We start from the raw sequence: 20484 nt of genomic DNA on the forward strand, positions 1-20484 counted from the left end.
AGCCGATGACAACCATCCCATTGAGGGTGGTAGTGATAATAATAATGGTAATACGACGGACAAATGTTTTCATGGTTATAAAATGCCTGAGCAGTGTTTTACTGTCAATAGTTATTTATGAATAAAAAGTTATATTTTATTCATAAATAAGCAGTAAGAGGGTTTTATTTGGATAATAAAGCGAATATATTCAGTTTTTTAGGCTGGAATAGTCTCTTTTGCAGCGCAAACTATGTTTCTTCCAGAAGCCTTAGCGTCATATAAGGCAAGGTCTGTGCGGGATATTAAGTCTTCATAACGGGTGTCTGCTTCGGTGATGACTGCAACACCAACACTGGCGGTAACATTTATTTCGACTTCTTGAAAGTTAATGATATTTTTGCTGATCGCAACACGGATCCGCTCAGCAACATCTAAAGCGCCAACAAGATCGGTATTAGGCAGAATAATTGCAAACTCTTCACCGCCATAGCGACCGAATAAGTCACCTAAGCGCAGTAGTTCACTGATCACTTTAGCGGTTTCTATTAGTACTATGTCGCCACCTAAATGTCCGTAAGTATCATTAAGTAATTTGAAATGATCTAAATCGAACATAATAAGCGCTAAACCATGCTGATAACGACGTGCGCGCGAAAATTCTTTTTCGAGACACTCTTCCCAATGCTTGCGGTTAAAGACTTGTGTTAAGCCATCGATACGATTGGCCTGTGCAAGCTCTTCAAGTGTTTTGTTTAGCTTACTTTGGTAATGGCATACATCGGTAACATCTTCGATAAGAATACAAACGTGTTCGTTAGCCTCTTTATTTTCAAGCGGCAAAAAGGTACAGTTTTGAGCCATAAAGTGACTGTCTGTCGTCATAGGGCGGGTATGAGGCAATTCAAAAAGGTGATGTCTTTGTTCCCATGAGCAAAAAGACTGGGTTTTTAGTTGAAAGACACTTTCAATTTTTCTTTTGAACCACTTTTCTGGCAGCTCGGGAAAGACAATAAAAATATCTTGTCCGATAACATTTTCAGGCTTTTTGTTAGCATGAATTTGTAAATACCGATTCCAAAATACGATATTGTATTGACTATCTATGATGAGAATACCGGTATTTAATTTGTTGGCAATATCAGGACAAATATCATCAGCAAGCATTTAGAACTCTTCCAAAATTCTGTCAATAACTGTTTTTATATTAATAATTGCTGACTCAGGAATAAACAAAACCATATCGCAATTAAATGAATAGTCAGTAACTTGATAAGTTATTTTAACTTTTAAAGCTAAGTCCCAATTAAATGATTGTTGGGCAAGATGATCGGATATTGCACTTTGTGAACCCGCTAATAAACGCGGCGCACTGTAAGACATTTGATTATCTATTTGTTTAGCAAAAACATTTAAGAAGGTGGTGGTTAAAATAGAGCTTAAGTCGATAATTTGTTCTTCAACAGATAATTCATCAGGCTCATAGCCCAGTAAATCTGCAAGTCGATCAGAATCTTTTGGCTTGTACATAAGCAGTGCTTCACCGCGAATGCCTTCGTAACCAAAGAAGCCTTGACTTACTACCGCAGCAGAATTTTCATCACTGTTTAACGAGTTAAGCAGGCTTAGCGTACTGACTTGTTCAATACTAGGTACTTTTAAATAAACAAAGGTATTTAAGTATCGGGCAAGTTGGTCACTTGCTTGACCCATAGCAACATTAATTATTTCTTGTAAACAATCTTGCTGATCTTCATTTAAGTTGAGGTTGCTCATAAAAAACCATGATTTCTTAGGTTAGTGTTAAGGACTTCTAATTCAACTGGTTTACGTAAAAAAGCTTTGGCACCGAGTTCAAGTACTTTACTTTGCATTTCTGGTTGTATATCGGCTGATATAACAAAAATTGCCGGTGTAATGTTTTCATCTTTTAGGGTTTGGAGTACACCTAAGCCATCTAGAACAGGCATGGTGAGGTCTAGAAATAGAATGTCAAATACTTGACTGCGTAAAAGTTCAACAGCTTCTTGACCATTTTTTGCTAATTGTGCATTAGCTGATAGTTGCTCTGGTAAGCTACGTAAAACTTGTTTACGGGCCATATTAGAGTCATCACAAACAAGAACTGAAAAGCTCATGTAATGGGTAATCCTTTATTTTTTTTATTTTATGGCGTTAATCTACCTTAAATAAGCGGTACTGTTAATTAATAAAGTACAAAATGCTGATTTTTTATGCTTTTAATGACGATCTCTCTAATAATTGCACAATATAACAACAAGCTAATAATAATACGGTCAAAAATTAGTGATAATTTTGCCGTGATACTTTTATTTTTTTACCTAATTAGAAGGTGATTATTAGGTTAATTAACACGATAGACATTATTGTCGAAAGGGTATAAATCGCAATAGCTTTCCAGCTGTATGTTTTGAATTTCATCATTTATCTCTTCATCTATTGATTATAACAATGGCTAATAAATTGTCATATCCTGTGAATTTAAATTAGTATTCAAATACTAAGCGATATTCGTGCCACAATATAATGTAAGTTGAAGAAATTGTTGATAATTTTATTAGTCTAATACTGAATTGATTTTATCTTCTTTATAAAAAGATTTATTTGTTCGCTCATTTATCCCCTACGAGGATATTATGACCATTAAAGAGTCGGCCATTGTAATTGGTTTTGGTGGGATTTTAACCACGTTTTAGCTGAAGCGTAGTTAGGGTAGTTAAGCGCAACTAATTGCCAAAACTTAGTTGAATGATTCATGTGCCTAAGATGACAAAGCTCGTGAACTATTACATAATCGATAATCCATTTAGGCGTCATGGCTAATAAAGAACTGAAACTCAGTTCACTTCTACTATTACAGCTGCCCCATCTAGACTTATATAATCTGACTTTAAACGATTTGGGTAAAACACCAATTTTTTCCGCATAATGAGATAAGTTTTCATCAATATAAGCATAAGTTTGCTGCTTTAACCAAGCTTCAAGTTGTTGCTTTACATATTTATCTTGGTTCTTTATATCATCAGCTACTTTGATTTTTAATTTACTAGCGAGAGTCGCTATGATGATATCTTGATGAAGCGTTATTTCTGGAAATAGACCATAATGAATATCAAGTGTTTTAAGTTCGCCATTAATAAGCAATTGGCTATCTTTTTGATAATGATTATTTTGAGTGGCAGGTTGTGCGTTTTGCTCGGCAATTTTTCTGTGCAGCCAAAGGCTTTTTGATTTAACAATGTTCGCTATATCATCTTCAGAAACATATTTTGGCGCACGGATTATAATTTTTCCGTGCTTAACTTGTAAGCCAACCGTTTTTCTTTTAACGCTACGAATGAGCTGATATGACAACATAATTCAATATTATCTAGTGTTAAGTAAAGATAAATTCAAACCAGTACAGCGCACTTTATTTACTTGTGCTCGCTTTAGCCTTACGTGGCGCTTTTACTTTTGCTGTTGCTTCAATTTCTGGCGACGAGTCAGTGCTATTTACTGTTTCAACTGGTGCTGTAACGTTCTTTTTAGCAGCAGTCTCTGGCTTAGCTTTCTTAGCTTGCAAAGCAACAAGCACATCTTCACGATTCTTAGCTAGATAAATACAGAGTTCTTCACGCACTTTTTCATCAATATTAAAGCTGCTGGCTTCAAACATCTCGGCTAAGCTGTCAGCCATATCAAGCATTTTGTCATACTCGTCTGCTGCTTTTTTATCCATGAATGTTTCTACCTCCACACCTTGTCTAATGACGACAAATCGACTTTCAACTGCCATTTTTTTTCCCTTATAGGATCAATATTACGCTTGATGGTTTTATCATATACGATTTAAAACCGCTTATACAATCAAAATTAACTGTACAAAACAACAGTATCATACGAGGTTTTCATTAAAATACAATCATTTTATAAAACCTCGTTATTGATAAATACTGTTTTAACCGATAGTAACTATAGTAATCTTACTCTAAATTTACGACCTTTTAACTTGCCATCACTAAGTTTTTTAAAGGCTTGTTTGGCAAACTTTCGACTTACAGCTACATAAGCCCAGTTATCTGATAATTGAATTTTTCCCACTTCGCTAGCTGAAATAGTTTTATCGCCAGTTAGAGCGCCAAGGATATCGCCCGCACGTACTTTTTGCTTTTTACCGCCATCTATTTGTATTGTTGCCATTTTCGGAGAATACACCGAGGCGTTTAATACACTAGCGTCTGGCAGTAATTCGCCTTCGATAGTTCGGTCAAGGTAATCTTCTAATAAACCTATTTTGTAGCTTTCTTTTTCACTGAAAAAAGAACAAGCAATACCTGTGCTACCCGCTCGGCCTGTGCGGCCAATACGGTGTACATGAATTTCGCTATCACGAGCGATATGATAATTAAATACTGCATCTAGCGCATCAATGTCTAAACCACGCGCGGCAACATCGGTGGCGACTAAAATTGAAATACTTTTATTGGCAAAGCGAACTAATACTTCGGTACGATCTCTTTGCTCTAAATCGCCATGTAAATCTTGAACATTAAAACCGTAATTACGTAGTTCATTGACAACAATTTGTACGTCTTTTTTGGTGTTACAAAAAACGATGCTTGATTCAGGTTGATGCTTTAATAACAATAAACGGATACCGTCGATACGCTCGCTGTCATTCTCTACCTTATAAAAATGCTGTGATATGGTGCTTTCTTCGTGATTCCCCTCAACGGTTACCTTGGTCGGTGATTGCATTATTTTTTTAGCAATATCGGCAATTTCTGCCGGGTAAGTTGCACTAAATAATAAGGTTTGTCGTTGTTGAGGAATTTGGCTAATAATAAAGTCAACGGAGGCTTGGAAGCCCATTTCTAGCATACGGTCGGCTTCATCGAGCACTAGCATATTCACATCGTCTAATTTCAATGTGCCTTTACCTAAATGATCTTCAATTCTTCCTGGCGTGCCAACAATGATATGAGCGCCATGCTCTAAAGAACCGACTTGCGGGCCAAAAGGCATACCGCCACAAAGGGTCAATATTTTTATGTTATGGATGGCACGGGCCAATTTACGAATTTCTTTCGCTACTTGGTCGGCTAATTCACGTGTTGGACAAAGGATCAGTGTTTGAATACGAAAACGTTTTACGTCTAGTTTTTCTAAAACACCTAGGCCAAAGGCAGCGGTTTTACCAGAGCCTGTTTTACCTTGGGCAATAACGTCACCACCGGCAATAATAGTTGGCAAGCTTTGGGCTTGAATGTCGGTCATCTGTTGATAACCCATAGACTCTAAATTTTGAATTAACTCAGGTTTGAGTTGTAAGGTGGAAAAACTAAGCTGGCTCAACGGGAATTCCTTGGCATAAAAATAATACGTCATTTTACCTTGTTTAAATGCTTATTACTCGATAAAAAAACGAATCATATTGCCAGCACACTTTTCTGGTTGTTCAAGCGGTAACATATGGCCGGTGTCGGCAAGTGTTATTAAAGAAATCAGCGGCGATTGCGTTAAAATAGCGGTAATGCGCGTTAACTTAACCAGCGAGTCATTATCACCAATTAAGAACTGAATGGGGATGGCAAGCGTAGGAAGTTTTACTAATAAATTCTCGCGTTGGGTGGTCACTGTTAATTGATGGATAAGTGTTTCCTTACCCAACTCAATATCCATTGCTCGAATACAGTTAATGATGCCTTGATTGTTGTGTTTGCTTGCATGCAGCAGTGCAGTTATACGTTTGCTGGTGATGCCTGAGTAACCATGCAATTTAACATAAGCAATCGTGCGGCTGCGCTCTTTTAATTGAGCAGGTGGCAACAAATAAGACATATTAGAAATAAGCAGTAGTTTGTTAATTTTATTAGGATATTTCAGCGCAAAAGCCGACGCGATATATCCCCCTAAAGAAAAACCCGCTAAATTTATTCTTCCTACTGGGAATTTTTGTTCAAGCGCAGTGACTATTTTATCAATACTATTTTCCACGGGGATGGCAATGTGGATAAGCTCCACATTTTCAGGTAAGTAAGTGATGCAAGCCTGCCACAGACGTTGATCGCACATGGTACCCGGTAGGCAATATATTTTAATCGTCATATTGTGTGTTCATAACAAGCTAAAAATAGATAACGCTACTGAATAACATCATCAAATAGTTGCACGTTAACCATTTCATTAGCGGGAACGTTGCCTTGGTTTGCCGGTAAAACAATATAACAGTTGGCCGTCGACATGCTGGTTAAAATTCCTGAGCCTTGACTACCTGTACTGGTAACTATCATCTCGCCTTGGTGATTGGTTGACAATATCGCCCGTTGAAAGTCCATGCGTCCGGCGCGCTTATTTAATTGGGTGGCTGTTTTTACTTTTAATAGCGGTAACTTTTTAGCTTGGGCATGCTGTAATTTTAACAACGCGGGTACTGCCAATTGATGTGCGGTGACCAAGGCTGAAACAGGGTTGCCGGGTAAGCCAAAAAAGTAACTATTAGGTAATTTTCCAAAAGCAAAAGGCTTACCGGGTTTCATGGCTATTTTCCAAAAACCAATTTCGCCTAATTGTTCAAGTATCAACTTAGTATAATCGGCGTCACCTACAGAAACACCTCCTGAGGAAATTACAACATCGGCTTGCTGATCGGCTTGTTCAAATGCAGTGCGTATTGCTTGTTCATCGTCAGCGATAATACCAAAATTAATCACCGTAACATTCAGTTTAGTCAACATCGCAATTAATGCATGGCTATTACTTTCATAAATATCACCGTCATTAAGGACTTCGCCCGGAGATTTTAATTCATCGCCGGTTGCTAATACAGCAACAGTAATTTTACGATAGACTTCTACTATTGGTACACCTAAAGATGCCAGTACACCAATATCTATCGCCGAAAGTTTTTTACCTCGGCTAAAAACGGGTTGGTCTATTGCGATATCTTCACCGGTAAAGCGAATGTTATCGTTAAATTCTCGGTTTTCTAGGAATGTAATGCCGGTATCTTTTGCTTGGCAGTTCTCTTGCATTTCAACGGTATCACAACAACTTGGTAATTTTGCACCTGTCATTATACGAATACATTCACCGATTTTACATTCACCTTGAAAAGGCGCGCCAGCCATTGACCGGCCAATCATAGTTAATGTATCGGTCGTTTGTAAACTTGCCCATTTAAAGGCATAACCGTCCATAGCTGAATTATGATGAGGAGGAACATTTAATGGGCTCGAAATGTTGCGAGCTAGCACACGATTTAAACCTAATGCTAAAGAAACCGACTCAGTTTTATCGATCGGCGTAATCGCCGACAACATTTTTTCCATCGCTTGTTCGAAAGGTAATAATCCAGGAGCAGAACAACAATCAACCATAAGTAACTCTTCTTTTATATTTATTTTTACACGGCAAATTAGCACCGCCTGCTTGTTATTCCCATTCGCGTCTATTGCAATTTACTTAACGGCATAGGAATACGTTATTATGACGTAAATTTACTCATCAATAATACGTGTAAAGTGATGACTTTTTGATGCAAATCAAAATTACTTATCGTCTAGCCGTATTTTAATAGTGAAATAGTTTACTATACTTGTATTCATTAAATGAATTATTCGCCGAGCTTTTCTAGCTAAATCTTTTTTTAGAATGCTATTTAAGCCGTGGTTAATAGTAATTTTGCTATAACCACCAGGGTTAACAGGGAAACTTGTTAGCCTCCCTACATTTGGAAAGGTGAGATGTTAACAGACAACTTCGGTCGCAAGTTTTATTACTTGCGCCTCTCTATTACTGACGTTTGCAACTTCCGTTGCACCTATTGCTTGCCTGATGGTTATTCATGCGACCATGATCGTGATTTTCTCTCCTTTGATGAAATTAAGCGTGTTGCCAACGCTTTTGCTCAAATGGGTACAGAGAAAATCCGTATTACCGGTGGCGAACCTTCATTGCGTAAAGACTTACCTGAAATTATTGCTGCTTGTAAGCAAACGCCCGGTATTAAAAAAGTCGCGATAACCACTAATGGTTATAAATTACCTGAACATCTGCAAGGCTGGCTAGATGCTGGAATTGACGCGATTAATATCAGTATTGATAGTCTTGACCCGCGCATGTTCCATTCAATCACCGGTCATAATAAGTTACCCCATATTTTAAAAGGTATAGATATGGCGTTGGCAGATGGTCGTGCAACAATTAAAATTAATACCGTATTAATGCGCGAATACAATGGTCACGACATTAAAACCTTTCTTGATTGGCTGAAAGTGACTCCGGTGACTTTGCGCTTTATTGAATTAATGCAAACGGGTGATAACCAAGAATTTTTTGATGCACAACATGTACAAGGTGCACGTATTAAGCAAAATTTAATATTAGATGGTTGGTTACCTGTAGTTAACGATAAAGCAGCAGGCCCAGCACAAGAGTTTTATCATCCTGATTATCAAGGTAAAATCGGTTTAATTATGCCGTACAGTAAAGACTTTTGTAATACTTGTAATCGTTTGCGGGTCAGTTCATTAGGTAAATTACATTTATGCTTATTTACCGAAGAAGGTTTACCGTTAAAAGAGTATTTACAGCAAGATGATATTGAGCCATTGAAAGCACAGATTCGCGCGATGATGACCGATAAAAAAGCCACACATTTTCTGCAAGATAAACTCACCGGTGCCACCAAAAACCTTGCGATGTTGGGTGGCTAAGATGAATGCAGCTTTGTTTAATCAAGGATGTTTAGGCGTAGTGCTAGCGGGTGGGAAATCTTCTCGTATGGGTAGCAATAAAGCTTTGTTAATGCGTAATAAGACTGCAGTAAATGGCAAAGAAAATATGCTCAGTTTTAGTAAGAACTTGCTGAAAAATATTGGTATAAATAACATTGTCGTCAGTGGAAACATTGATGGGGCTGATGTTAACAGCGAAAATTTTGTTACTGACCAATTTGCAGAACTTGGCCCAATGGGGGGTATTTACAGTGTTATTAAAAAATACCAACCTAAATCATTATTGATATTACCGGTTGATTTACCTTTAATGACCAAGGAAACACTTGCGCAGTTAAAAATAAAAGGTGAGTTAGCTCAAAAAGCCTGCTTTTTTTCTGATCATTTTTTACCACTTTATTTACCTAACAATGCTTTTGTTGAGCAATTCTTTACCACGCATTTTCTCCAGTATTTGCAAGGTAATAAAGGTGGGTTAAGCGAAAAAAATAACCCTAAGAAAAATGGTCCGTCTATTCGTTCGATGTTTGCACAAGTGCCACATCAAGTTTTAGCTGTAAAGTCACCACAGTGTTTATTTAATACCAATACACCGCAAGAATGGCAACAAGCGCAGCAACGCTTTTCTGTGTGAATTTTTGCGTTTTTTATTTAACAATCAACAGAAAACTAATAAAATTTAGGAAAAATCATGAGCTCTTTACATAGCGGTAACGCTTTTATTCCCTTATCAATTGCGGTATTAACTGTTTCTGATACCCGTGATGAATCAAATGACACATCAGGGCAAGTACTTGTTGAACGCTTAACTGAAGCGGGTCATAAACTTGCCGATAAAGTGATTGTTAAAGATGATGTTTATCAACTACGCGCCATTGTTTCAAAATGGATTGCTGACGATAATGTCCAAGCGATAATTTCGACCGGCGGCACCGGATTTACTGCTCGTGATAATACTCCTGAAGCCTTAGTACCTTTATTTGATAAAAATGTCGAAGGTTTTGGTGAAGTTTTCCGGGCTATTTCGCTTGATGAAATTGGCACGTCGACAATTCAGTCGCGAGCGTTTGGCGGCATTGCTAATAGCACAGTTATTTTATGTGTGCCGGGCTCAACTAATGCCTGTCGTACTGCTTGGGATAAACTCATTAGAGAGCAACTTGATGCGAGCCATCGCCCTTGTAATTTTGTACCTCATTTAAAAATGGCAGAAGTTTGTGAGACGCGCGACTAATGACTACTTTAGCAAATAATAACCATGTTAACGCCTTAAGCCATGTCAACAAACGTGGTGAAGCAAATATGGTTGATGTTACCGATAAAGCGCTGACGTCACGGTCTGCGACGGCCGAAGGTTATATCCAAATGTCGGCACATACCTTGTCGTTAATTACCCAAGGTGATAATAAAAAGGGTGATGTATTTTCTGTCGCTCGCATTGCAGGTATTCAAGCAGCAAAAAAGTGCAGTGATTTAATTCCTCTTTGTCATCCGTTGATGTTAACTAAAGTAAATGTTGATTTCACCATTGATGAAGAACGTAGCCAAGTGCATGTGACAAGTTTATGTAAACTAACCGGACAAACGGGTGTCGAAATGGAAGCCCTAACAGCGGTTGCTGTTGCGTGTTTAACATTATTTGATATGTGTAAAGCCGCTGACCCTTTAATGGAAATTCACGGTATTCGTGTAATGACTAAGGAAGGGGGTAAATCAGGCTCTTGGCAAGCAAAAGCAGAGCAAGCTTTAGAAGATTCAAAGAATAAAGGATAAGCTATGATCAAAGTAATATTTTTTGCCGCGTTGCGAGAACAGCTCGGCTCTGCGGGTACTGAAATAAGTGCTGACCTTGCCACTACCGTCGCTGAAGTTAAAGTGGCGTTAGGTGAAAAAAATAATGATTGGCAACATTACCTCACCAATAATTCATTACTTTGTGCGGTTAATCATCAAATGGTTAATAATGATTTTTTGGTGAAAGCAGGAGACGAAGTGGCTTTCTTTCCACCCGTCACCGGAGGATAAAATAGTTAATATGGCGAGTCTCAATAATAAGTACCCAGAGATCAGTATTCAAACCGAAGACTTTGATCACGGTGTTGAAGTTAATCTGTTAGAGAATGATAATGTTGAAGATGGTGCCGTTGTTACCTTCAGTGGTCGAGTGCGCAATAATAACTTGGGTTTGAAAGTTAAAGGATTATTCCTTGAGCACTACCCTGATATGACTGAAAAGCTATTAGCTGAAATCATTGATACGGCAAAAAAACGCTGGGATATTGGCCGTGTAAAAGTCATTCACCGAATCGGCCAGTTAGCCATAGGTGAACAAATTGTTTTTGTTGGTGTAACTAGTAAACATCGTCAAGATGCCTTTGCTGCTAATGAATTTATTATGGATTTTTTAAAAGTGGCCGCGCCATTTTGGAAAAAAGAACTCACTGAACTTGGTGAAACCTGGTTAGCAGCGAAAGCCAGTGATAAAGAAAAAGCACAGGCGTGGAGTAAATAGCTTTGGGATTAATGCTGGCGAGTATATCTACTCGTTTTTTATTGATAGCGCTACTTATGTTACCGATAACTTTAGTTGCGGCTAAAGACACGGCAAGTGAGAATGAAGCACCCTTGCGCATTGCCGTTGCTTCGAATTTTGCACCGACATTAAAACAGTTACTAGCTCGCTTTAATTCAAATCAAAAACAATTTTTATCACCAATTCTTATCGCGGCATCCAGTGGTACTTTATTTCTACAAATTGAACATGGCGCTACTTTTGATGTGTTTTTATCTGCTGACAGTGAACGACCACAATTATTATCAACAAGCGGCTTAGCGGTGAGTGGAAGTCTGCAAACCTATGCTTTTGGGCAGCTAGCTCTCTGGTCTGCAAAGGGTAATATTGACAGCGATCTCTTGGTAGCCCTTAATAATAATAAACATCGTCTTGCCATTGCTAACCCCAGGATTGCGCCCTACGGTAAGGCTGCTAAGCAAGTATTAGAAAATTTACAACGTTGGGATGATTATAAAGACCGATTAATTCAAGGAATTAATATTGGTCAAACGTTTCAGCAAACACGTTCGCAAGCGGTAAACTTAGGCATTGTCAGTAATAGTCAATTAGTGCTCAATAATTTTAACGGAGTATTGATCCCCTCACATTTACATCAACCAATAAAACAGCAATTAGTGATTTTAAAGCACAGTAAAAAAATAGCCCAAGCCAAACGTTTTGTTACCTTGTTGATGAGTAAGCAAGCTCAACAGTTTATTACTGAATCAGGTTATGCATCGTCGAATGAGATCAATGCCAATGAGTAATACCCACCCAGATATGCTGGCGCTGATCACTACATTAAAAATGGCGGGCTTAACCACGGTTATTTTAATGTTAATTGGCACGCCACTCGCTTGGTATCTCGCTAAAATGAAAAGCCGTTCGAAAGTTTTTATTGAAGCATTAGTGGCTTTACCTTTAGTGCTACCACCGACAGTACTGGGATTTTATTTATTATTGTTGTTTTCTCCACAATACCTTCCAGGACAAATTTGGCAACAGGCAACCGGTCAACAACTAGCGTTTAGCTTCTCTGCTATTGTTATTGGCTCTGTTTTATACTCTTTACCCTTTGTTGTGCAACCATTACAAAAGGCATTTGAGCAATTGGGCGATGACTTATTAGAAGCTGCAGCTATGCTTGGTGCTAGCACTTTCGATCGATTTTTTACTGTTGTTATGCCAATGACTAAAGCCAGTTTTATTACCGCAGCCAGTTTAGGCTTTGCTCATACGGTTGGTGAATTTGGTGTGGTCTTAATGATTGGCGGTAATATTCCAGGTGAAACCCGTGTGCTGTCAATTGCCTTGTTCGATCATGTTGAGGCGTTCGATTATGCACAAGCACACCTTATTTCAATAAGTTTAGTTATCTCATCGCTTGTTCTATTATCTTTAATTTATTTACTGAATCGGCCTGCTAAAAATAAACGAGTTAAATCAAAGAGGTTTAATTAATGGCTGAGCTAGCACTAAATTTCACCGTTGAGCATGACGAGTTTTCATTAACAATTGATGACAAAATATCTTTAACCGGTATCACAGGGATTTTTGGTCATTCTGGCTCTGGAAAATCAACCTTATTAAAAGTGATCGCCGGATTAGAACAACAAGCACATGGCAAGGTATTACTTGATGATGAATACTTATTTAATAGCGAGGCAAAAACGTTTGTTGCGCCACATCAACGTCGCATAGGTTTAGTTTTTCAAAATAGTCGCTTGTTTCCTCATTTAAATGTCGAAGAAAACCTACGTTTTGGGCAAAAACGACATAAGAATTGTCGCTTAAGTTTTGCAGAAATAGTTGAACTCACCCAGCTTGAAAGCTTGCTCGATAAAGCGGTTACTCAACTCTCTGGGGGCGAGCAACAGCGTGTTGCATTAGCGCGTGCGATATTAGCTGAGCCAAGATTGTTATTACTTGATGAGCCCTTGAGTGCACTTGACGATAAAAATAAAATTATCTTGTTAGCTTTACTCGACAGGGTCAAGAGACAGCTTGATTTACCAATGTTATATGTCAGCCATTCTTTAGATGAGCTTCAACAACTGGCCGATAAGCTATTAGTTATTTCTTCAGGAAAAGTGAGTCATCATGGTGATATTCACCACGTTATTCATCAACTAACCACCAATAACGAAATATTGCATCAAACCAGCTTATCATTGATGGTGAAAGAACATTTACCCGAATACGGCTTAACAAGTTTACGTTTAGGTGAGCAACAAATATTTATTGCTTGTGACAGCCCATCAGACAAAAATAAAAAAGTGCGCTGCATTATTGCCGCTAGTGATATTAGCATTACTTTACATGAACCTATCGAAAGCTCTATTGTTAATCACTTACATGGCGAAATAACAGCAATTAGTCATATCATATCGTCTGATGGCGCTAATGCTCAAATGCTAATAACGGTTAATTGCTCAGCACAACCCTTTTTTGTCACCATTACGACTTGGTCGGCTAAGCGCTTATCGTTAATGCTGGGTCAAAGTATATTTATTCAATTTAAAGCGAATGCAGTACGTTCACTGCGTTAACTTTCTTTAGGAACTATTTAGCTGATGTTATCTCAACACGAAAAACTACGTTACAGCCGTCAAATTATGCTCAATACAATAGGTGAGCAAGGGCAGTTAGCCCTTCGTGAAGCCAAAGTACTAATCGTTGGTGTTGGTGGGCTAGGTAATCCGGCCAGTTTATATTTAGCGGCCGCCGGAGTAGGAACTTTATTTATTGCCGACGGTGATAAGGTTGAGATGACCAATTTACAGCGACAGATATTATTCACTGAAAATGATATCGGTAATAATAAAGCTGATGTTGGTGCTGAGAAATTGCAACAGCATAACAGTGACATTACTATCGAGGTCGTTGATGAGATGCTTGATGAAGAATTAGCAAACTATTACATTGAACAGGTCGATGTGGTCCTTGATTGCACCGACAATATCACCACGCGTTATTTATTAAATAAAATCTGTGTTGAGCAAAAAACGCCATTAATCGTTGGGGCGGCTACGGGGTTTGACGGTCAGCAATTAGTCATTGATCCTCGAAATCCAGCAAGTGCTTGCTATCAGTGCTTATTTCCTGAAAGTGAAAAAGCGCCGACCCAAAATTGTCAAACCCTTGGTATTGTCGGTCCGGTATTAGCGATTATAGCCGGTATGCAATCGTTACAGGCCATTAAATTATTAACAGGCAACACCATACATATTAATCAGTTAAATCTCTTTGATGGTTTATCAAATCAATGGCAACAATTTACCCTAAATAAACAGGACGATTGTCCGGTTTGTCGAACGAGTTAGATAATTCATGCTCATTAACGACACTGAGTTAAATGAACTAACTCAGTGTCGCTTCATATGGCTATGAGTGTCTACTCACTTTTGATGCTTTTTTTCTTATCTTCTGCTGCGATTGTTAGTAACGTTGTGGCAATATAGGCGTTAATTTGGTCTTCAAGTACGTTTAGAGGGACGGAACCATTTTTCAAAATTTGATGATGAAATTCGCGAACATCAAAATTTTGTCCCAATTCAGCTGCTGTTTTTTTACGGAGATTTCTGATGGTTATCTCACCAATTTTGTAAGATAACGCTTGTCCAGGCCATGATATATAACGATCAATTTCTGTTTTTACATTGTGTGATGAAAGTGCGGTGTTATCGGTCATAAAGTTTATGGCACGCGCTCTTGACCAGTCCATAACATGCATGCCGGTATCAACAACAAGACGGGCTGCCCGCCACATTTCATAGGTCAGGCGACCAAAATTACTATAGTGGTCTTGGTATATGCCGGCTTCAATACCTAACCATTCAGCATACAAGCCCCAACCTTCACCAAAAGCTGAAATATAGGCATTTCTTCGGTATGAAGGTAGGTTATCTAATTCGCCATTTAATGATATTTGCAGATGATGCCCAGGGACACCCTCATGTAAGGTTAAAGCGGGTAATACATAAAGGGGACGTTTATCTAACGCGTAGGTATTAACCCAATAATAACCGGGCTGAGTATCATTTTGCGCACGAATGTAGCGCCCAGTAGTATACTTAGGTGCGATGCTGTCTGGTACTGGTGCAACGCCATAAGGTGTGCGGGGTAAATGCTTAAAGAGTGCGGGTAATTTAGCATCCATTTGTTTGGCAATATACGCAGCTTCTTTAAGTAACGCTAACGGCGTTTTTGCATAAAACTGTTCATCAGTTCGTAAGAAATCGGTGAACTCAGAAAAAGTCCCTTTAAAACCAGTTTTTACAATGATCTCAGCCATTTCTTGACGAATACGTTTTACTTCACTCAAACCTAAGGTATGAATTTGCTCAGGTGTCATATTTGTTGTGGTGTAGTGTTTAACTCTATTGCGATAAAATTCATTACCGTTAGCTGTCGCCGAAACGCCAATAGTTTTACGGGCATTTGGAAAATACTCTTTGGTAAAGAATTGATAGTAGTGCTGATAAGCAGGAATAACTTTAGTTTTTAATAGCGCAATAAGCTGGCTTTTTTTATCAGAAAGCACGTCAGGAGAAATTAAATTTGACGCTGTGCTAAAAGGCTTAAGAAATTCAGAATTTTCAGCATGCTTAGGAATAAAGGCAAGTATTGACTGTTCATAGCCGATTAATACCGCTTGAGGTTGAGTGATCCCTGTCGATAATCCCTGCTGCATCCAATAAATGTTTTGATCAAAATATAGCGGAAGCGCCGATAATTTATTCAAATAGAAGTCGATATCTTTTTCTTTATTAAATGCTGTATTGTTGATGAAAAAACTTAAATTTGAGTGAAAGCCTGATTCAGCATTGAATGGCATGTAATGAGCTTTAAAATAATACTCAGCAATACTATTATCAAGTTGGGCTTTAATAATTGCATAATTAATTTTATTATCGTCTGACAGTGACGTTTGATTTATCTTTTCAAATGCTGCCGCGATAGTGAGACGTTGTTGGTATTTTTTTTCCAACATTTCTGGTGATAAATCAGGCCAATAGCTTTCTTCGTTTAGTGCTGCACTTTTTTGATAAATACCTTTACTGGCACGATGATCTAACAGGGCTTTAACCGTACTATCAAATTTTTCGTTAGCGGTGGTCTGTGGCGAGTTTTTGCTATTCATGGTGAGTTGACAAGCGCTAAGTGAAACAAGAATAGCGGGCACGACCAGAAACTTACACAAAGAAAAATTCATATTTTATTAAATTCCTACGGTTATAAACAGCTAATAAAGTAACGTAATTTTATCCAAGTAAATAGTATTGTACGACGAATTGTTCTTCTTATCCGATCAAGCACCTGACAAGTACAGCATTTGCGCGAAACTGAGTTTTCGTTATCTTAACGAAAAGCAGTTGAGTTTAGAGTATTTTTCTATAAATTGCTTTTATATGAATTAATTTTGCGTATTGGTTGTTTTGGTTGGTTTTTTATTGCTCATTAGTGCGGTTTTGCTAGAATTATTTATCGAAACAACGTACGAGCCGTCAATCATGTCACTTGAAAATCACTTTCTTCCTTTTAGAAATAATATCATTGGTCAATCATTAAGCCATGAAATCAATGGTAAGCAATTAGATATTGTTTACGCTGATTGGACTGCAAGTGGTCGACTTTATGCGCCAATTGAACATTATATCAGCCATACCTTAGGGCCTTTTGTCGCTAATACCCATACCGAAACTAATTTAACCGGGTGTGCGATGACGAATGCATATCATGATGCGCAAAAAATAATAAAACGCCATGTAAATGCCTGCGATAATGACGTATTAATCACGGCAGAAGCAGGAATGACCGGTGTTATTAATAAGTTTCAACGTATTCTAGGTCTACGTATTCCTGAGCGTATGCAAGAGCAAGTGAAGTTTGATGACTGTGATAAACCCGTTGTTTTCATTACCCATATGGAACACCATTCAAACCAAACTACTTGGTATGAGTGTGATATCACGTTAGAGATTATTGACCCTGACAGCCATGGTTTACCATCGCTTGAACATCTACAATTATTGTTAGAAAAGTACCAAGCTAGAAAAGTAAAAATAGGTTCGTTTTCTGCTTGTTCCAATGTCACTGGCATTAAAACCCCTTATCACTTGTTAGCAGAAAAAATGCACGAACACGGCGGCTTATGTTTTGTTGATTTTGCTTGTTCAGCTCCTTATGTTGATATTGATATGCATCCAACAAACTCCAAGCAAAGTTTAGACGCCATTTATTTCTCTCCTCATAAATTTCTTGGTGGGCCTGGCAGTTCGGGAGTGCTTATCTTCAATAAAATGCTCTATAAAAACAGAGTACCCGATCACCCCGGAGGTGGAACAGTCACTTGGACCAACCCATGGGGAGAGCACAGCTTTTTCAATAATATTGAAATGCGTGAAGATGGCGGAACTCCTGGATTTTTACAGTGTATTCGTACTGCCTTAGCGATAAAAGTAAAGAACGCTATGGGCGTTAACAACATTACCGCCCGTGAAAAAGAAATTACTGATTATGTAATGACTGAATTAGCCAAAAATGACAACGTAGTGATGCTAGAAAAGAATGTTAAAGACCGTTTAGCTATTGTTTCTTTTTACATACCTAATGTTCATTATAATTTAGTGGTACGATTGCTCAACGATAAGTTTGGTGTTCAAACGCGTGGTGGTTGTTCATGTGCGGGCACTTATGGTCATATATTATTGAATGTTGATCATGATACGTCTAACAAAATCACTGAAAAAATTAATAGGGGTGATTATGCTGAAAAACCTGGTTGGATACGTGCGTCATTTCATCCTACGACCTCTGATAAAGAAGTCAGGTATATTGTTGAAGCGATTAATCAAGTCACTGAAAATATTGTTGAATGGGCGAAAGAATACCGTTTTAACCCTGCTACAGGAGACTTTGAACATAAAAATTCTGCGGTTGAATATCCAAGTCTCAATGACTTTAATGCCTTAGTGCTACCCGATGTTGCAAGGATAGACACTCAATGTCAGGGGGATCTAGTACAAAATCACGTGGCTGAAATTAAAACACCAGCTTCATTATTTAAGAAAATATTTGGCTAGTTACTGAATGTCATCCGAATGAGTGGTGTAATGATTATTTTTCAAAGTGAATGATCATTTCCGCAGCCACACAATGACATTCGTCTGGGCATTCTGGGCATTCATAGCCTTGCTTACTGAGTTCATTCCAGCGTTCTGGATGTTCTTTAATTAACACGCCACCACATTTAGTGAAATATTTTACTGCGCTATTACCGGGGCTTTGTTTCCATAAATGACTAACACCCGCATTTGCACCTTGTTTAATTGCTGCTTGTGTTGATAATTTGAGTAGCTGACTGCCAACACCGTAACCACGATAATTCTCATCAACGGTATTACATTTGAAATAACAAACTTTTTCGCTGGGTTGTTGCCATAATTCAGGGCTGCACCAAGCGTCAATTTCCCATTGATTAATGGCGTAAGTTAAGCGAAAACCTATCAGTACGTTATCTAGATAAGCGACAAAGTTTGCATTGATTTCGCTACTATCAGCTATTTTTAATATACCTTTTCTATACCAGACGCCCATGTTTGAGTCGTCAATATAACCAGCACCATGAACAGCTGTGCCTAAGGCAATTATTGCTGAAAAATCGCTGGGTAACATTTCACGATATAAGACTTGAGACTTTACTGAATTAAACTGTTTTTTCATTTTTTATATTTGTTTAAATAAAGTGATTTTTAGAAAATTGATCTTAGCAAATTTCCTATAAATACGGTAAAGTTTCTGTGGTTTTCTTTCTTAAAGTAGTTTTGAAAAATGTACGATCCTTTACACGATAAATCTCCTGGTTGTGGTGCCCCATACCCTAAAAGTTACTGGGCTGAAAATGCAGATGTTGAAACAAATGCCCCAGCAAGTGACGGACAAATTAATCAAGACGTAGATGTTGATGTTGCTATTATAGGCGCTGGTTATACCGGGCTTTCTTGTGCGCTACATTTAGCGCGTGAACATGGTATTAAGGCGCATGTGTTAGAGGCAAATCAAACGGCTTGGGGTTGTAGTGGGAGAAATGCTGGCTTTATTCTCAAGTCTTCAGGACGTAAGTCTTATAGCGATATGGCGCAAAAATGGGGTGAAGAAGTGATGCGCGGCATTTATGATGAAATGTGCGCTGGCGTTGAAACGGTAAAATCACTGATCGCTGAAGGTATTGACTGTGACGTACAAACGCGTGGTTTTTTAAAAGTAGCGCATAAGCCGAGCAAATTAGCTGAGCTTATTAGCCAAGCAAAACTGCAACAAAAAACCTTTGCAGGTATTAAAAATAGTGATGTGGAGATTTTAACGAGAAACGAAGTTCGTCAACAATACATGGACGATAAAAATGCTTATGGCGCGATTCGCTATCAAGACGGTTTTGGTTTAAATCCGTTGAAACTGGCCTGGGGCTATCAGCGATTAGCACGTGAAGCCGGCGCTAAAGTTCATACCAGCTCTCCAGTGTTAGATATTTTAGATGAAGGGCACCAACAAAAATTGATAACACCTCAAGGTGTTGTTACGGCTAAAAAGATTGTTATTGCTACCAACGGATATACACCTAAAGGGTTTCATTCATTAACAACCGATCGAACGTTGCCGGTACTTTCACAAATTATTGTCACCGAACCTTTGTCAGAGCAGCAGTTAGCCGATTGTAACTTTTTAACGTCGAATGTAGTGATGGATACACGAGCGCTAAAATACTATTACAGAAAGCTGCCCGACAACCGCATTCTATTTGGTGGGCGTGGCGCAATAACGGGCAAGTCTGCTGATGATCCTTATTACGCACAGCGTTTGTTGGCAGTGTTAAAAACAAGTTTTCCACCGTTAGCTAAGTTAAACTACCAGTATGCTTGGTCAGGTTGGATCTGTATGTCGCTAGACGACTTACCTCATATTTATCAAAACCCTAAGAAAAATGTTTTTTATAGCATGGGTTACTGTGGCTCTGGCGTGTCATTTTCGGTGCAAGCAGGTAAGCGGTTGGCTGAAAAAGTCGCTGAAAAAGCTATTGATCCTAAAATAGAAAACTTGCCTCTTTATAATTGTCAGTTACCAAAATTTCCGTTTGCACCATTGCGACGAGTTGGCCAATGGGGATATTTTCATTATGGAAAGATTAAAGATGAGTGGCTCTAGCCATTT

22 protein-coding genes and 1 riboswitch are annotated in these 20484 nt (G+C 38.4%); of the genes, 12 read left to right on the forward strand and 10 right to left on the reverse strand.

Annotated elements, in window-relative coordinates; translation table 11 throughout:
- Positions 1–198 precede the first annotated feature (198 nt).
- The 8 genes from H4J76_RS01125 to moeA form a co-directional block, all read right to left on the reverse strand.
- Positions 199–1146: a sensor domain-containing diguanylate cyclase gene (locus tag H4J76_RS01125; protein WP_182213223.1), complete on the reverse strand. Its 948-nt coding sequence runs from the start codon at positions 1144–1146 to the stop codon at positions 199–201.
- Entirely contained in the window at positions 1147–1755 is a 609-nt protein-coding gene (locus H4J76_RS01130; RefSeq protein ID WP_182213225.1) for a chemotaxis protein, read from the reverse strand. It lies immediately after the preceding gene.
- A complete protein-coding gene (locus H4J76_RS01135) occupies positions 1752–2117 on the reverse strand; it encodes a response regulator (protein WP_070374832.1) in 366 nt (121 codons plus the stop codon). Before H4J76_RS01135 ends, H4J76_RS01130 begins: the two co-directional genes overlap by 4 nt.
- 526 nt (positions 2118–2643) lie before the next feature.
- Positions 2644–3357, reverse strand: a complete 714-nt coding sequence (locus H4J76_RS01140; protein WP_182213227.1) for a M48 family metallopeptidase — start codon at positions 3355–3357, stop codon at positions 2644–2646.
- Between the two features lie 55 nt (positions 3358–3412).
- Positions 3413–3778 (reverse strand): YebG family protein, encoded by a 366-nt coding sequence (locus H4J76_RS01145; RefSeq protein WP_070374830.1) that lies wholly within the window; start codon positions 3776–3778, stop codon positions 3413–3415.
- A 176-nt stretch (positions 3779–3954) separates the two neighbouring features.
- Positions 3955–5370 carry an ATP-dependent RNA helicase DbpA gene (gene dbpA / locus H4J76_RS01150; RefSeq protein WP_182213229.1) on the reverse strand — a complete coding sequence of 472 codons (1416 nt, stop codon included), beginning with the start codon at positions 5368–5370 and terminating at the stop codon, positions 3955–3957.
- A 21-nt stretch (positions 5371–5391) separates the two neighbouring features.
- A complete protein-coding gene (locus tag H4J76_RS01155) occupies positions 5392–6090 on the reverse strand; it encodes an alpha/beta fold hydrolase (protein WP_182213231.1) in 699 nt (232 codons plus the stop codon).
- 35 nt (positions 6091–6125) lie between these two features.
- Positions 6126–7361 (reverse strand): molybdopterin molybdotransferase MoeA, encoded by a 1236-nt coding sequence (moeA, locus tag H4J76_RS01160; protein ID WP_182213233.1) that lies wholly within the window; start codon positions 7359–7361, stop codon positions 6126–6128.
- 229 nt (positions 7362–7590) lie between these two features.
- Positions 7591–7741: riboswitch (molybdenum cofactor riboswitch) on the forward strand.
- Between moeA and moaA the strand changes: the two genes are divergently transcribed.
- From moaA to H4J76_RS01210, 10 genes are all read left to right on the forward strand, one after another.
- The gene (gene moaA, locus H4J76_RS01165) at positions 7728–8699 is read left to right on the forward strand and encodes a GTP 3',8-cyclase MoaA (RefSeq protein ID WP_182213234.1); all 972 of its coding nucleotides are present in this window, start codon (positions 7728–7730) and stop codon (positions 8697–8699) included. It overlaps the preceding riboswitch by 14 nt.
- 1 nt (position 8700) lies before the next feature.
- Positions 8701–9354, forward strand: coding sequence for a molybdenum cofactor guanylyltransferase (locus H4J76_RS01170; protein WP_182213236.1), 654 nt, complete (start codon positions 8701–8703; stop codon positions 9352–9354).
- 57 nt (positions 9355–9411) lie between these two features.
- Complete coding sequence (moaB, locus tag H4J76_RS01175) at positions 9412–9954, forward strand: molybdenum cofactor biosynthesis protein B (RefSeq protein ID WP_182213237.1); 543 nt, start codon at positions 9412–9414, stop codon at positions 9952–9954.
- Positions 9954–10493, forward strand: a complete 540-nt coding sequence (gene moaC, locus H4J76_RS01180) for a cyclic pyranopterin monophosphate synthase MoaC (RefSeq protein ID WP_182213239.1) — start codon at positions 9954–9956, stop codon at positions 10491–10493. The genes moaB and moaC overlap by 1 nt, the downstream gene beginning before the upstream one ends.
- A 3-nt stretch (positions 10494–10496) precedes the next feature.
- Positions 10497–10745: a molybdopterin converting factor subunit 1 gene (gene moaD / locus H4J76_RS01185; RefSeq protein ID WP_182213240.1), complete on the forward strand. Its 249-nt coding sequence runs from the start codon at positions 10497–10499 to the stop codon at positions 10743–10745.
- Positions 10746–10755: 10 nt separating this feature from the next.
- A complete protein-coding gene (gene moaE, locus H4J76_RS01190; RefSeq protein ID WP_070374822.1) occupies positions 10756–11232 on the forward strand; it encodes a molybdopterin synthase catalytic subunit MoaE in 477 nt (158 codons plus the stop codon).
- Between the two features lie 56 nt (positions 11233–11288).
- Complete coding sequence (modA, locus tag H4J76_RS01195) at positions 11289–12041, forward strand: molybdate ABC transporter substrate-binding protein (protein WP_182229941.1); 753 nt, start codon at positions 11289–11291, stop codon at positions 12039–12041.
- Complete coding sequence (gene modB, locus H4J76_RS01200) at positions 12034–12735, forward strand: molybdate ABC transporter permease subunit (protein WP_182229942.1); 702 nt, start codon at positions 12034–12036, stop codon at positions 12733–12735. The genes modA and modB overlap by 8 nt, the downstream gene beginning before the upstream one ends.
- The gene (gene modC, locus H4J76_RS01205) at positions 12735–13823 is read left to right on the forward strand and encodes a molybdenum ABC transporter ATP-binding protein (RefSeq protein WP_182213243.1); all 1089 of its coding nucleotides are present in this window, start codon (positions 12735–12737) and stop codon (positions 13821–13823) included. Before modB ends, modC begins: the two co-directional genes overlap by 1 nt.
- 24 nt (positions 13824–13847) lie before the next feature.
- Positions 13848–14597: a HesA/MoeB/ThiF family protein gene (locus H4J76_RS01210; RefSeq protein ID WP_182229943.1), complete on the forward strand. Its 750-nt coding sequence runs from the start codon at positions 13848–13850 to the stop codon at positions 14595–14597.
- A 71-nt stretch (positions 14598–14668) separates the two neighbouring features.
- On the opposite strand, the gene H4J76_RS01215 is transcribed toward H4J76_RS01210, so the two are convergent.
- Entirely contained in the window at positions 14669–16489 is a 1821-nt protein-coding gene (locus tag H4J76_RS01215; protein WP_182229944.1) for a DUF885 family protein, read from the reverse strand.
- 298 nt (positions 16490–16787) lie between these two features.
- Here H4J76_RS01215 and H4J76_RS01220 point away from each other — a divergent pair, with 298 nt between their 5' ends.
- Positions 16788–18359 (forward strand): aminotransferase class V-fold PLP-dependent enzyme, encoded by a 1572-nt coding sequence (locus H4J76_RS01220; protein WP_182229945.1) that lies wholly within the window; start codon positions 16788–16790, stop codon positions 18357–18359.
- A 34-nt stretch (positions 18360–18393) separates the two neighbouring features.
- Here the strand turns inward: H4J76_RS01220 and H4J76_RS01225 are convergent, their stop codons facing one another.
- Positions 18394–18999, reverse strand: coding sequence for a GNAT family N-acetyltransferase (locus H4J76_RS01225; protein WP_083277934.1), 606 nt, complete (start codon positions 18997–18999; stop codon positions 18394–18396).
- Between the two features lie 108 nt (positions 19000–19107).
- Here H4J76_RS01225 and H4J76_RS01230 point away from each other — a divergent pair, with 108 nt between their 5' ends.
- Positions 19108–20478 carry an FAD-binding oxidoreductase gene (locus H4J76_RS01230; RefSeq protein WP_182213249.1) on the forward strand — a complete coding sequence of 457 codons (1371 nt, stop codon included), beginning with the start codon at positions 19108–19110 and terminating at the stop codon, positions 20476–20478.
- Positions 20479–20484 lie beyond the last annotated feature (6 nt).

The sequence above is a fragment of the Colwellia sp. BRX9-1 genome (genome assembly GCF_014077195.1).
Taxonomy (GTDB): Bacteria; Pseudomonadota; Gammaproteobacteria; order Enterobacterales; family Alteromonadaceae; genus Colwellia_A.

Excerpts from the sequence above, each read along its gene's own strand:
- H4J76_RS01125 (WP_182213223.1), bottom strand. The coding sequence starts at position 1,146 with ATGCTTGCTGATGATATTTGTCCTGATATTGCCAACAAATTAAATACC.
- H4J76_RS01130 (WP_182213225.1), bottom strand. The coding sequence starts at position 1,755 with ATGAGCAACCTCAACTTAAATGAAGATCAGCAAGATTGTTTACAAGAA.
- H4J76_RS01135 (WP_070374832.1), bottom strand. The coding sequence starts at position 2,117 with ATGAGCTTTTCAGTTCTTGTTTGTGATGACTCTAATATGGCCCGTAAA.
- H4J76_RS01140 (WP_182213227.1), bottom strand. The coding sequence starts at position 3,357 with ATGTTGTCATATCAGCTCATTCGTAGCGTTAAAAGAAAAACGGTTGGC.
- H4J76_RS01145 (WP_070374830.1), bottom strand. The coding sequence starts at position 3,778 with ATGGCAGTTGAAAGTCGATTTGTCGTCATTAGACAAGGTGTGGAGGTA.
- dbpA (WP_182213229.1), bottom strand. The coding sequence starts at position 5,370 with ATGACGTATTATTTTTATGCCAAGGAATTCCCGTTGAGCCAGCTTAGT.
- H4J76_RS01155 (WP_182213231.1), bottom strand. The coding sequence starts at position 6,090 with ATGACGATTAAAATATATTGCCTACCGGGTACCATGTGCGATCAACGT.
- moeA (WP_182213233.1), bottom strand. The coding sequence starts at position 7,361 with ATGGTTGATTGTTGTTCTGCTCCTGGATTATTACCTTTCGAACAAGCG.
- moaA (WP_182213234.1), top strand. The coding sequence starts at position 7,728 with ATGTTAACAGACAACTTCGGTCGCAAGTTTTATTACTTGCGCCTCTCT.
- H4J76_RS01170 (WP_182213236.1), top strand. The coding sequence starts at position 8,701 with ATGAATGCAGCTTTGTTTAATCAAGGATGTTTAGGCGTAGTGCTAGCG.
- moaB (WP_182213237.1), top strand. The coding sequence starts at position 9,412 with ATGAGCTCTTTACATAGCGGTAACGCTTTTATTCCCTTATCAATTGCG.
- moaC (WP_182213239.1), top strand. The coding sequence starts at position 9,954 with ATGACTACTTTAGCAAATAATAACCATGTTAACGCCTTAAGCCATGTC.
- moaD (WP_182213240.1), top strand. The coding sequence starts at position 10,497 with ATGATCAAAGTAATATTTTTTGCCGCGTTGCGAGAACAGCTCGGCTCT.
- moaE (WP_070374822.1), top strand. The coding sequence starts at position 10,756 with ATGGCGAGTCTCAATAATAAGTACCCAGAGATCAGTATTCAAACCGAA.
- modA (WP_182229941.1), top strand. The coding sequence starts at position 11,289 with ATGTTACCGATAACTTTAGTTGCGGCTAAAGACACGGCAAGTGAGAAT.
- modB (WP_182229942.1), top strand. The coding sequence starts at position 12,034 with ATGAGTAATACCCACCCAGATATGCTGGCGCTGATCACTACATTAAAA.
- modC (WP_182213243.1), top strand. The coding sequence starts at position 12,735 with ATGGCTGAGCTAGCACTAAATTTCACCGTTGAGCATGACGAGTTTTCA.
- H4J76_RS01210 (WP_182229943.1), top strand. The coding sequence starts at position 13,848 with ATGTTATCTCAACACGAAAAACTACGTTACAGCCGTCAAATTATGCTC.
- H4J76_RS01215 (WP_182229944.1), bottom strand. The coding sequence starts at position 16,489 with ATGAATTTTTCTTTGTGTAAGTTTCTGGTCGTGCCCGCTATTCTTGTT.
- H4J76_RS01220 (WP_182229945.1), top strand. The coding sequence starts at position 16,788 with ATGTCACTTGAAAATCACTTTCTTCCTTTTAGAAATAATATCATTGGT.
- H4J76_RS01225 (WP_083277934.1), bottom strand. The coding sequence starts at position 18,999 with ATGAAAAAACAGTTTAATTCAGTAAAGTCTCAAGTCTTATATCGTGAA.
- H4J76_RS01230 (WP_182213249.1), top strand. The coding sequence starts at position 19,108 with ATGTACGATCCTTTACACGATAAATCTCCTGGTTGTGGTGCCCCATAC.